Source organism: Streptomyces sp. CB02959 (assembly GCF_002803155.1).
In the GTDB taxonomy this organism is placed as follows: Bacteria; Actinomycetota; Actinomycetes; order Streptomycetales; family Streptomycetaceae; genus Streptomyces.
In genome coordinates this window covers 38,788-50,299 of record NZ_NNBP01000034.1, presented here as the reverse complement: position 1 = coordinate 50,299, position 11,512 = coordinate 38,788, and the positions used below count along the sequence as shown (strand labels likewise).

General features: G+C 68.4%; 9 protein-coding genes and 2 pseudogenes. 7 read left to right on the top strand and 4 right to left on the bottom strand.

Features of this window, described 5'->3' with window-relative positions; all coding sequences use genetic code 11:
• Nucleotides 1–17 precede the first annotated feature (17 nt).
• From CG747_RS38875 to CG747_RS48490, 5 genes and pseudogenes are all read left to right on the top strand, one after another.
• Complete coding sequence (locus tag CG747_RS38875) at nt 18–1,493, top strand: penicillin-binding protein 2 (RefSeq protein WP_100606602.1); 1,476 nt, start codon at nt 18–20, stop codon at nt 1,491–1,493.
• A 279-nt stretch (nt 1,494–1,772) separates the two neighbouring features.
• Nucleotides 1,773–1,935 (top strand): annotated as a pseudogene (locus tag CG747_RS50185) (glycosyltransferase); the annotation flags it as partial.
• An 85-nt stretch (nt 1,936–2,020) separates the two neighbouring features.
• Entirely contained in the window at nt 2,021–3,430 is a 1,410-nt protein-coding gene (locus CG747_RS38865; RefSeq protein WP_257981017.1) for an IS30 family transposase, read from the top strand.
• Nucleotides 3,431–4,057: 627 nt separating this feature from the next.
• Nucleotides 4,058–4,873, top strand: a complete 816-nt coding sequence (locus CG747_RS38855; protein WP_180985900.1) for a DUF4184 family protein — start codon at nt 4,058–4,060, stop codon at nt 4,871–4,873.
• 83 nt (nt 4,874–4,956) lie between these two features.
• Complete coding sequence (locus tag CG747_RS48490; protein ID WP_180985899.1) at nt 4,957–5,130, top strand: hypothetical protein; 174 nt, start codon at nt 4,957–4,959, stop codon at nt 5,128–5,130.
• A gap of 90 nt (nt 5,131–5,220) precedes the next feature.
• On the opposite strand, the gene CG747_RS38850 is transcribed toward CG747_RS48490, so the two are convergent.
• The 3 genes from CG747_RS38850 to CG747_RS38840 form a co-directional block, all read right to left on the bottom strand.
• The gene (locus CG747_RS38850) at nt 5,221–5,889 is read right to left on the bottom strand and encodes a response regulator transcription factor (RefSeq protein ID WP_100606598.1); all 669 of its coding nucleotides are present in this window, start codon (nt 5,887–5,889) and stop codon (nt 5,221–5,223) included.
• Between the two features lie 27 nt (nt 5,890–5,916).
• A complete protein-coding gene (locus CG747_RS38845; protein WP_100606597.1) occupies nt 5,917–7,434 on the bottom strand; it encodes a sensor histidine kinase in 1,518 nt (505 codons plus the stop codon).
• A 134-nt stretch (nt 7,435–7,568) separates the two neighbouring features.
• A complete protein-coding gene (locus CG747_RS38840; protein WP_180985898.1) occupies nt 7,569–8,282 on the bottom strand; it encodes a hypothetical protein in 714 nt (237 codons plus the stop codon).
• Nucleotides 8,283–8,307: 25 nt separating this feature from the next.
• Here CG747_RS38840 and CG747_RS38835 point away from each other — a divergent pair.
• Nucleotides 8,308–8,729, top strand: a pseudogene (locus tag CG747_RS38835) (transposase); the annotation flags it as partial.
• Between the two features lie 71 nt (nt 8,730–8,800).
• Here the strand turns inward: CG747_RS38835 and CG747_RS38830 are convergent.
• A complete protein-coding gene (locus CG747_RS38830) occupies nt 8,801–10,075 on the bottom strand; it encodes a hypothetical protein (protein WP_219621606.1) in 1,275 nt (424 codons plus the stop codon).
• A 190-nt stretch (nt 10,076–10,265) separates the two neighbouring features.
• On the opposite strand from CG747_RS38830, the gene CG747_RS38825 reads away from it, so the two are divergent.
• Complete coding sequence (locus tag CG747_RS38825) at nt 10,266–11,483, top strand: hypothetical protein (protein WP_100606595.1); 1,218 nt, start codon at nt 10,266–10,268, stop codon at nt 11,481–11,483.
• Nucleotides 11,484–11,512: the final 29 nt, after the last annotated feature.

Sequence of the window (11,512 nt, the reverse complement as noted above, 5' to 3'; positions counted from 1 at the left end):
ACCTCGACGGGACAACGATGAACCGACCGATCAGACACATAGCCGTCTTCTCCGGGTTCCTGGTCATGGCCGTCTTGCTCCGGGCGACGTGGTTGCAGTTCTTCAAAGGCGACACCCTGGCCGACAACCCGCACAACCGGCGGGTGCAGATCGAGGCGTTCTCGCAGCCTCGTGGCGACATCATCGTCGGAGGAGAAGCCATCACCGGTTCCGAGGCGACGCCCGACTCGGACCTCAAGTACAAGCGCGTCTTCAAGGACGGCCCGATGTACGCGCCGATCACGGGCTACTTCTCCCAGGCACAAGGCGCGACCTTGCTGGAAGGCGTTCACAACGACCTGCTGAGCGGCAAGGACGGCCGGCTGTACACCGGGCCCCTGGCCGCGCTGACCGGCGAGAAGCCCCGGGGCGGCAATGTCGTCACCACGATCGACCCGGCAGCGCAGAAGGCCGCTTACAAAGGGCTGACGGACTTGAACGCCAAGGGCGCCGTAGTCGCTCTGGACCCGCGCACCGGCAAGATCCTGGCCATGGCGAGTACGCCGTCCTACGACCCTTCCGTCTTCGCTGGTATGTCCAGCAAGGAGGGAGAGGTGTTCCAGAAGCTGGACAAGGACAAGGACAAGCCGCTCAGCAACCGTGCGATCCGCGAGACCTACCCGCCCGGATCCACCTTCAAGATCCTCACAGCGGCGGCCGCCCTCGAAAGCGGCGCCGTCACCGACATCTACGCCTCGTCTGGAGCACCGGCTCCCTACCAGCTTCCGCTCAGCACGACGAAAATCGGCAACGTCGTCCCCGACTCCCAGTGCGACCGGGTCTCGATGAAGACCGCCATGCAGTGGTCGTGCAACAACGTCTTCCTCGACGCGGCGCTCAAGACCGGCAGGGACAAGATGCGCGAAACGGCCGAGAAGTTCGGCTTCAACAAGGAGCATTTCGCCCCCGTGCGCACGGTCGCGAGCGACTACCCCGGCGAGTTGGACAAGCCGCAGACCGCGCTGACCGGCATGGGACAGGGCAGCCTGGCCGGCACCCCGCTCCAGATGGCCATGGTCACCGCCGGACTTGCCAACAACGGCAAGGTGATGAAGCCGTACATGGTCGACGAACTGCACGGCGCCGACCTTTCCACGGTCGAGAAAACCGAACCCGAGGTGCTGAACCAGGCTGTCTCCGAGGGCACCGCGAAGAAGGTGCAGGAGATGATGGAGTACACGGTGACCGACGGCACAGGCGACAAGGTGCGGATCGAGGGCGTCACAGTCGGCGGCAAACCAGGCACCGCCCAGCACGGTGCCGACGTCCGTGACGAGCGTCCCTACGCCTGGTTCGTCTCCTACGCGAAACTGCCGGACGGGTCGTCCCCGGTCGCGGTCGCCGTTCTCGTCGACCCCGAGGACATGGACATCTCCCGTTCGGACATCGCCGGTGGCCGACTGGGTGCACCCATCGCCAAGGCGGTCATGAAGGCCGTTCTGGATCACCAGTAGCCGACCGCCAGTCCGGCACCCGGACACAAGAGTTGAGCGCCGACCAGACGGCGGAGCGGGAGCCGGGCCGCGACCCGGCCGAGGACGCCCGCGACAGGGCCCTGGTCAACGCCCCGCCCGGGTTCCCGCAAGGGCGTCCAAGTCCCATCAGGGCCTGGACGCCCTTCTGCCTCGGCGTGAACGCAGGCTAGTGCCCGCCTGATGCGGCGACGATGGTGACCGGACCTTGCCCCGAGGAGTGGACACCTGTTCGTGTCGTTATCCGGCAAGTGTCAAGCCGATTTCACCCGCCCCGCCGCTCTCGCCCGGGACATCGACCGGCTCCGCACGACCCCAGGGCTGCTGGCTGCCCTGCGGAAGGCCGGGGCGAAGCAACGCGGCCCGGTACCCGCTCAGCGCCACCGCCAAGGCCCTGACCGAGCTGGGCCACCGGATCAGCTGACCACCCCGCCGTAGTTCCCCGCCCGGGCCCGGCACGGTCACTACGCTGACAAGCCGGGCCCGCACCGCGACATCGGAGATGCTCTGTGGCAGACAGCACCGAGACGATCAAGCAGCTGGTGGCGGACGGCGTCCGCGACCAGGTCTACCCCGGTGCGGTGTGGGCCATCGGCGACGCCGCGGGCATGAAGGCCGTAGGAACCGTCGGTGTCCTCGACCCCGCTCGGCCGGACATCCCGATGCGGCCGGACACAGTCTTCGAGGCTAGAGATGGAAGTTACCTTCCTGAAAAAAGCCGCCTTAGATTCATCCGGTCAGAGCAACAGTGCTGGTTGAGGGCGGTATACGTGGCGAGACTGGGTCGGCCGGGGATGTCGGACGAGATGAAGGCAGACTTGTGGCGACGGTGGAGGGCCGGGGAGTCGATCAGCGTCATCTCCAGGCAGATCGGCAAGCCGCCGGGCTCGGTGTTCACCGTCCTCAAGCACCACGGAGGGATCGCTCCCGAATCCCGCAAGACGCGGGCCGGAAGCCTGACCATGGACGAACGGGAGGAGATCTCGCGCCGGCTCTGTGCCGGTGAGTCCTACCGGACGATCGCCGGCCTCCTGGGACGCGCGGTGTCGACGATCAGCCGTGAAGTCAACAACAACGGCGGACGCGATGTTTACCGGGCAATCGCTGCACAGGAGCGCGCACTTGATCGCGCTCGACGCCCGAAGCAGTGCCTCCTCGCCCGCAGACCCGCCCTGAGGCAGACGGTGGTGAGGCTACTGGAAGAGGAGTGGTCGCCCGAGCAGATCGTCGGCCACCTGCGTCGGCATCACGGTGACGAACCCGTCATGCGGATCAGCCACGAGACGATCTACCGATCGGTCTACACCACCCGCTGGAAAGTGATCCCGCGTGAGCTGTGCAAGCGCCTGCGGACTGGCCGCCCGATCCGGAAGAACAAGCGCCACACGGTGAAAGGCCAGTGGCGCTCACAGATCACCGATGCCCGACCGATCGAGGAGCGGCCCCGGGCGGCAGAGGACCGCAGCGAATCCGGGCACTTGGAAGGCGATCTGGTGATCGGCTCGAACAACAGTCAGGTCGCCACGCTGGTCGACCGGAAGTCACGGTTCCTCACAGTCGTGAAACTCGCCAGCCGCCACACCACCGTGGTCGTTCCCGCTCTCGTCGAAACCTACGAACGCATGGACCCCCGACTACGCAGCACGCTGACCTGGGATCGCGGCATGGAACTGGCAGCCCACAAGCGGCTCACCGCCGACACCGGTGTCGACGTGTTCTTCGCGGCCCCGCGTAGTCCCTGGCAACGCGGCACCAACGAGAACACCAACAAGCTCCTCCGGCAGTACCTGCCCAAAGGCACCAACCTGTCGACGTTCAGCCAGGACGACCTTGACGCCATCGCGACGAAGCTCAACAACCGTCCACGCAAGTGCCTGGGATTCCGCACACCAGCCGAGAGTGTTGCCTTGACCGGTTGAATCTAAGGCAGCGTACTTCGCGAAGGATCCCCGTTAGCAAGCAAGTACGAGTTCATCGACCAGATACGGCTCGACACCGAGGAGTAGCACGCATACAGCGTCGAGTTCATGTGCGGCCGACTCGGCGTCTCCAGATCCGGCTACTGCGACTGGCGATCCCGCCCGGAATCCGCAACGGCCCAGCGGCGCGAGGAAATGAAACTGCAGGCTCTCGCTCTTGGCCTTCGGGCAGCGCTGTACCGCCGCCATCCCGCGTGAAGTAGTCCCGCACTTGCCGGCCGCCCCGTTCCTCGCGGCTTCGATCAGGCAGCGAGGATCTCAGGGAGTTCGACAAGGCGACCACCCTCGAAGCGGGCTCCGGCGCAAACGAGGGCGACGAGGTGGGGTGCGTTCACCGACCGGTCTGACACACCGCGGGAACCACCCCGCTGGACACCGGGTCCGCATCGAACCTCTCCCCGCCGTGCCTCTCTCCCCTCCGTGGCGCACTGGCCCTGGGGCCACATCGTCGTGGTGGAGCGTATGCCGAAGGTGCAGGGCCGGTTTCCGCCCCTGGAGCGAACGGCGGCCCGTCGGGGGCTTCGAGGATGGAGGGACCCAGATCCCTCACGTCGATCGGAGTGCCGCATGCCTGCGACCTTTGTGCATCCTGCCGCCGTCATCCCGTTGTTCAGAGGCAGACTCGTGCCGTCCGCGCTGGTGATCGGCTCGATGGTTCCGGACATCTACCAGTTGCCGTTCCCGAACCTCGGCATGCACGACTGGGTTCCGGGTCTCGTCTTCTGTCCGCTGCAGGCGGCGCTGATGCTGGCGGTCTTCCACACGCTGCTCAAACGCCCGCTGGTCGATCTCGCCGGCCCCCGGCTGCGGGCCAGGCTCGCGGGGCCGACCACCGGGTTCCGGTTGCGCGGCCCTGCCACGTTCGGCTGGATATGGCTGTCGGCCGTCCTGGGAACGGCCACTCACCTGCTGTTCGACGACATCTCCCATGGCCGGTACTTCGACTGGGGGCTCACACCGCTCGTCGGCAGCTACAGCGGCACCCAGCTGGTCCAGGAAGGGCTCTCGATGCTGGGGCTGGTCGTCCTGGTCCTGGCGTTCCGGTCGTGGTACCGGACGGCTCCCCAGGCCACGAACCCCGACGGGCTGCTGCCCACCCTGCCGCGCGCGGCCCGGATCGCCGCTCGGGCAGTGTTGCTGGGCACTGTGGCGGCGGGCGTCGCCACGGAAGTAGCCCATCCCCGTATCGACATCTACCGCACGTTTCAGCCCGCGCAGATGCCGACCGGGCTCGACTACTTCTGGACCGTGACCGTCGACGCTTCGCTGCGGGGCGTGACCTGGGGTGTTACCGGGATTCTGGCGTACGCGACGCTCTGGCAGGCGTGGCGGCTGTACGGCTGGCTGCGGTCGAGCGGGCAGCGGGCGGCTGTCCGTGGGTAGGCGCCTTCTGCTCGACCCCGGCATCGCCGTGGCGGTCGGTCTGGCCATCCAGTGGTGCGTGTCGGCGGCCGACGCTCAGCCATGTGGTCAGCGAGCCCGTCTGGCCCTGGTTCGTGCCCGTCGCGGTGTTGGGCGTGACGGCCGGGACATGGGTCTCGGTGGTCCTCCGCTGCACGTTGTCCGTACTGATCATGCTCTTCGGCTACTACCGTGCCCGTGACGATCTGGCGGTCCTGTTCGACCCGGGCGGGTGGTAGAGGCAGCCGGTTTTGCCGGCTCGTCGCGGCGTTGAGCGTGGTGTCGCTGATGGCGTGCTGGCGCGTCGTCCGGGGCGCGGTGGGCTGTGCTCAGCGGGATGTGGTCAGTCCGGCCTCGTGGGCGATGATCGCCGCGCGTACCCGATTGGCTGCGCCGAGCTTGTTCAGGATGCGGCCTACGTGCGCCTTCACGGTGCCGGTCTCGACACCGAGCCGGTCGGCGATCTCGCTGTTGGTCAGGCCGCTGCCGAGCAGGCCCAGTACTGCTTGCTCCCGGTCGGTGAGCGTGGCTACCTGGTTCCTGGCACTGGTGGCGGTCTCGGTGTTGTCCCGGGCCGTCGACGCGCGCAGGGCGCGCAGTACGTGGCTGGTCACTTCGGGCGAGAGCACCGCTTCGCCTGCGGCCGCTGAGCGGACCGCCCGGATCAGTTCTTCGGGGCGGCTGCTCTTCAACAGGAAGCCGTCCGCGCCCGTAGTCAGTGCTTGGGCGACGTACTCCTCGTTGCCGAAGGTGGTGAGCATCAGCACTGCTGCCTGGGGCCGGGCGTCCTTGAGCCGGCGCACTGCGGGCAGTCCGCCCGCACCAGGCATCCGTACGTCGAGCAGGACGACATCCACGGGGACCCGGACCGCTTGGGCAACGGCTTCATCGCCGTCGGCCGCCTCCGCAACGACCTCGATGTCGTCGGCGTGCCGCAGCACCAGCCGGATACCCGCGCGCACCAGCGTCTCGTCGTCCACGAGCAGGACTCTGATCATGAGGAACTCCAGGAGCGGGGTGGCGGACTAACGACCACCGGCCGGGATGTCGAACCGGGAGATGTCGATCAGCCGATCATCGCGGAAACAGTAACGCACCAGGTGGAGCGGCACCCCGGGCCGTTCCTGGCTCACGTACGGGTAAATACAGTGCGCGCCGGCGGGCGGTCGCGACTCACGGCCGGCCGCGGCGGCACGGGCCAGGGGATCGTCCTTGCCCGCCCGGTGCTCGACCGTTTCCTGGGACATGCCGAGCCGGATCGGCCTGGGCTTGGTGAGAGGTACCGGCGGCGGGGCGTAGCGGTCCACCAGCCGCAGCCCGAGCAGCAGCAGGCCCCCGACCGCGAGCAGTCCCGCCGCCCCGGCCGCCAGACGCAGCGCACGAGACGGGCGGGTGAGCGCCGGGGCGGGGCTCTGCGGAGGTGCGGGAAGGTGCAGGGGAAGCAGCCGGGGCAGACAGGCATCCACGGCGAACCCCCCGCCCGTGGAGTGAGCCTCCAGCGTCCCACCCAGCAACGCGACCCGTTCCCTGAGTCCGGCCAGGCCCAGCCCCGTACCGGAGCTGTCGGCACCCGCCTGCGAGGGACCGTTGTGCACGCTCACCCGCACATCGTCGCGCGTGGAGACGACACGGATCTCCAGCGCCGCTCCGGGGGCGTGGCTATGCGCGTTGCTGAGCGCTTCGCGGACGATGCGGTGCACCGCGAGCCTCAGGCGCGGCGCTGACCCCGCCAGGTCATCGCCGGTCCACTCCAGCAGGACGGTGGTTCCGGTGGCGCGGGAGGCGGCCGCGAGGGCGGCCAGGTCGGCGCGCGTGCCGGTGGCCTCGGTGGGACTGGTGTCGTCGACCGGCCCGAGCACGCCCAGTACTTCCTGCAGTTCGACCACCGCGAGCGCGGCGGTGGTGTGAATCTGTGCCGCTTCCGTGCGCAGCGACGGCTCTCGCTGGGCCAGGGCGAGTTCCAGGCCGCCGGAGTAGAGAGAGATCAGGCTCAGCCGGTGCCCAAGGAGGTCGTGCATCTCAGCGGCGATGCGGGAGCGTTCGGCCAGCCGGGCCCTGCTGTCGGCCGCCAGCGCGCTGTCACGCAGGATCCGCACCGCCCGGTCCTGCTGACCGGCCGCGACTCCCACCAGCACTGGTCCGACCACGGCCAGCACGGCCACGACCATCCCCAGCGGCACGATCTGCTCAGGTGAGGGGGCCCGGTACGGCGCCGTGGCCAGCGGCAGCAGCGACGCCGCCCCCAGCACCACGCCCGGCCACCGCAGTACTCCCGCCCGTCGACCCGCCTCACAGGCAGCGACCGCCGTCAGCAGCGTCACCGCGGGAACGGCGCCCGCCGCCGCCGAAAGACCCAGCAGTGCCACCGCGGGAAACCATCGCCGCAGCACCACCAGGACGACGCCGGCCAGCCCGACCAGCAACTCCCCCGCACCGCGGAACCCCCAGGCCAGGGACCACTCCAGAACGCCCGCCGTGGCACCCAGCACCGCGAGCGCCGCCAGCGCCTCGGCAACGGGACGCCACCAGGCCGAACGTGACATGAGAATCGACAAAGAACGCGACACTCGTCCATGATCACACAGAGTGATCAAGATTGCACCGTCGATGTCGTTGCCCACACGCCGACGCAGCGCGGCGCGCAGGTGCTGGGCGGGCTCAGCTCAGCGCGGGCCGCTTACGACGTGCAGCCCGCGACACCGGTGCCGCTCCACGGCTCGTTCAAGTCGTCCTCGGAGGGCTCGTAGTCCTCCGGATAGGCGGCATCTGCTCGCTCGCGGGCGGCCTGGGCCGTGTCACGAACGTCGCGGCTCAGACGGGTCAGTAGGACGAGCGCCGGCTCGTGCGTGATCGGGTCGACGATGTCGCGCGTGCGGGCCGTGTCGCAGACGGCGATTCTCAGCGCGCTGGACACCAGCAACTCAGCTTGTCCGACAGCGACTCCCACGACGTCGTCGTCGGTGGCGGCAGCGCCGATCAACCGGTTGCGGACCACTCGGGCGTTCTCCCAACCACGCCAGGCCCCTTCCTGGTGGTCTGCTTCGCTGCCCCTCATGACGTCCTGGGACAGCGGCGGATACGCCGGCACCAGTTCGGACGCTGCGCGCCAGTCCCGTGCCGGCGCCTGTACCGCGGCCCCGGAGACGATCGAGGCCCGCAGGCACTCCACGCGGAACTGCCGGGATGACGCCTGGCGCGCGAGCGTCACGCAGTCCGGGCACAGCGCCTGCCGGGGCTGCCACGAGCGACTGGTACGCAGCAGCTCCGTGCCGCAGTCCATGCAGAAGATCCCAGGAGGTGCCGGGTCGATCACCGCGAGCATGTCGTTGAGGGTGAGGCCGGCAGCCTCGGCCAGGGGACGGCCATGGATGCCGGGCTGCTGCCAGTACAAGTGCCGCAGCACCGCGATCAGAACCGGGGGCGGTGTCCCGCTCGGGATCGTCTCCGACGGGGCCAACCGGCACGACTCGTCCTGCTCGGCCCCACCCTGGACGCGGCGAAAGCTCAGGTCGGGGCGATGCCGGCGACGGTCAACGTCAACCTCGACCGTGGCTACGACAGTTCCAAGTCCCGTGCACTGATAACAGAGTTGGGATTCACGGCCGAGATCGCACGCAAGGGTGTGCCGGCTCCGATCCAGACCGGCAAACGCCGGGTGGTCGAGCGCACCCACGCGTGGATGAACGACTACGGCAAGCTGCGGCACTGCACCGAGAAGAGCGGCAGCATCGCGGACTTCTACCTCTACCTCGCCGCCGCACTCGTCACCCTCCGCATGCTGATCCGCCGAGCAACGAGCCGCTACCGCTGGGACGGCCGCCCCACCACCCGGCGCCTCGCGGAAGGCCCCGCACGGAACCGGGAGGCCGGGGGTTCACGTGCGGGGCCGCGCTCACGGGGTGGGGGCTGTCAGACTCCGGTCAGGGTGTACGTACCCGTACCGTCCTGCCTGCCGCTGGAATACTGGCGGATCAACTCCCCGTCCGCGTACCGGTCGTGGCCCATCATGGAGCCGGTGTACTTGTTCTGAAGACCGATCTTCGTGCTGCCGGGTACGTCGCGGTAGATGTAGAACCGCTGGAGGTCGTCCTCCCCGCAGGTGGCCGTCGTCAGGTAGGCCTGTTCCTGGTTGGCGATGTTCGCCGGGATGGTCGCGCATCCGCCGTTGCCCCAGTTCCACAGGGACGCCTCGATGACCCCGTTGTGCTCCGTCACGTTGCACAGCCGCCAGTTGTCCAGGTGGGCGCTGAAGACGGTGGATTCACGCAGGCGGATGCCGTCGTTGGCCAGGAGCGGTGCGCTCCAGTTCAGGGGCTTGCCGGGGACGTCGATCTTGTAGACGGCGGGTTGGCAGTTCAGGGCGGCCCGCGTGGCGGGGGCCGGGCTCCCGATGGCCTTCACGCTCTTCTCACCCTTGGCGGCTTTCTCGGCTTCGTGCCTGGCCTTGGCGGCCTTCGCCGAGGGGACCGGCCCGGCCGGGTGCTTCGCGGTGGCGGTGGCGGAGCCGCAGTCGAGGAGGTCCTGCGCCTTGCGCATGATGCTGTTGGCGGGGACCTTGTCCTCGCAGCGCACCGCGCCTTCTTCGAGGGTGGTGAAGGTGGTGTAGCTGCCGGTGTCGGCCCCTTCGATCCACTTCAGCGCCCAACTGCCGTCGTCCTGTTGGACGCGGTTGCAGTTGAGGCTGCCGTACGTACCGGTGACCTTCTTGGTGCCCTTGTAGAGGCCGTAATAGCCGGGATTGCGGAAGTTCCACGTGACGGACGTCGACGTGCTGCTGGTGGAGGTGTAGTTCACCTGCACGTTCAGGCCCAGGCTCGCGCCGACTTTGCCGAGGGTCTCGACGGCGAAGCTACCTTCGACGTTGCCGGTGAGGCCGACGGACACCGAGATGGTCGTCTGGACGCTGGTGTTGACGGACTGGGTACCGGTCGAGCCGTCGGTGACGTACCAGCCTTTGAAGTGGGTGATCGTCGGGGTCACTTCGGAGGTCTTGATGAACGGGTGCCGTGTGCCGAGGTCGGCCGCCGTGCAGGCGCCGCCGGGCTCGGCCTGCGTGGTGGTGGCGGGCTCGGCGGGTGCGGCGGCGGCAGGTGAGACGGCAAGTCCCACGGTGGCTACAGCGGCCGAGGCAGCACAGGCCATGAGTGTTCTGCCGATGCGGCTGACGGGTCTTGTGGGGCGCATCGTTGCCCTTTCCCCCTGGTTGTGTGTGTTCGGTCAAGGGGTGAACGTAGCGGCCACGGGGGTGATGGTGTGAGCCCGCAACGGGCCAAAAATGACCATAGAGGGGCTTATTCCGCCCCTGTGCGCGCGGGCGCCGGGCCGGTTCGATCCCTGGTGGACCCGTACACCACCGATTGAGGGGAACCACCCTTTGAAACGCGTCAGACACCGGCTCGCGGCCGTAGCCGCACTCGCCCTCACCGCGACCCTCCTCGCCCTGGTCACCTCACCGGCTGCCGCCGCACCCGCCAAGGCCGCCCCCAAGGGCCACGGCACATGCAAGGCCACAGCCCCGGGCTCCCAGGCGCGCCGCCTTGGCACCGGCTGGACCTGTGCCAAGGCGGTGCCCGTCGCCGCCCCTGTCACTGTCACCGAACGCATCGTGCGCGGCGTCTCGGATGGTGCGTGCGCCAACGGCCGGAACTCCGACCGGCACAACTACTGCTGGGGCGAGAAGTTCACGAACTGGGCCTTCGACACCAACGGCAAGGAGATAGGCCGCTCCGTCGTCGAGGCCGTGAGCTTCGCTCGCCTGAGCTCCTCCAGCGGGAAGTGGACGGAGAACATCGCCGTCAAGGCCACCGAGATGGGGGGCAACGCGAAGACCGTGTCGATGGACCTGTCCGCCACCTGCAGCGGCCTGTGCACCGTGGACGCACCGGCCTGGGGCGGCGCGCCCGTCGAGCTGGCGCTGGGCGATGAGAAGACCGGGAACCTGTCCTTCACCTCCACTGTCACCAAGGGCAATTACTCGTTCATCTCCCCTACTTATACGTCGTTCGGGGAGATCCTTGACGCGGGCGGCGGCCCTGCGAACCCGGTGACCTGGAACGGCCACGATCTCCGCTGTGATGCGCAGGTCGGCCAGTACCCCGGCTGCATCGTGATGGGGCACATGCCCAACGTGACCATCCGCGAATCCGCCTACGGGGCCGCCGCCGTCGCCTACGGGTGGGCGCAGAGCAACCTCAAGGGCGGCAACTTCGGCACCGAGACGAAGCCGCTGCAGCGTAACTCCGGTGGGAAGGCGGAGGCGGCCAAGAAGCGCAGGCAGTCGTGCACGGCGGCCCCGGACCCGTTCAAGAAGGACCCCAGTGTCACGGACGACTCCTGCGACGAGTTTCCCTTCGCCAGCTCCGTGCAGGGTGGCACGAACGGCTCCGAGTGCACGGAGATCATCCCCAGGAAGACCGCCGGGGTGTGGCACGTCGATGTCGTACGGGACAGCCCCCACGGCAATAACGCGCCCTGTATCCGGGCTCATGTGCCCCTGCCCGAGAACACGGGGGCGGGGGGTGAACTCGGCCGAGCCGTCGTCGCGGACCGCATCCTCGAGATGGAGTGGTACGAGGTGATCATCGCCCCCTAGCCGGCCCTGGGCCTCCCTCCCCGGGCACC

Excerpts from the sequence above, each read along its gene's own strand:
- CG747_RS38875 (WP_100606602.1), top strand. The coding sequence starts at position 18 with ATGAACCGACCGATCAGACACATAGCCGTCTTCTCCGGGTTCCTGGTC.
- CG747_RS38855 (WP_180985900.1), top strand. The coding sequence starts at position 4,058 with ATGCCTGCGACCTTTGTGCATCCTGCCGCCGTCATCCCGTTGTTCAGA.
- CG747_RS38850 (WP_100606598.1), bottom strand. The coding sequence starts at position 5,889 with ATGATCAGAGTCCTGCTCGTGGACGACGAGACGCTGGTGCGCGCGGGT.
- CG747_RS38845 (WP_100606597.1), bottom strand. The coding sequence starts at position 7,434 with ATGTCACGTTCGGCCTGGTGGCGTCCCGTTGCCGAGGCGCTGGCGGCG.
- CG747_RS38830 (WP_219621606.1), bottom strand. The coding sequence starts at position 10,075 with ATGCGCCCCACAAGACCCGTCAGCCGCATCGGCAGAACACTCATGGCC.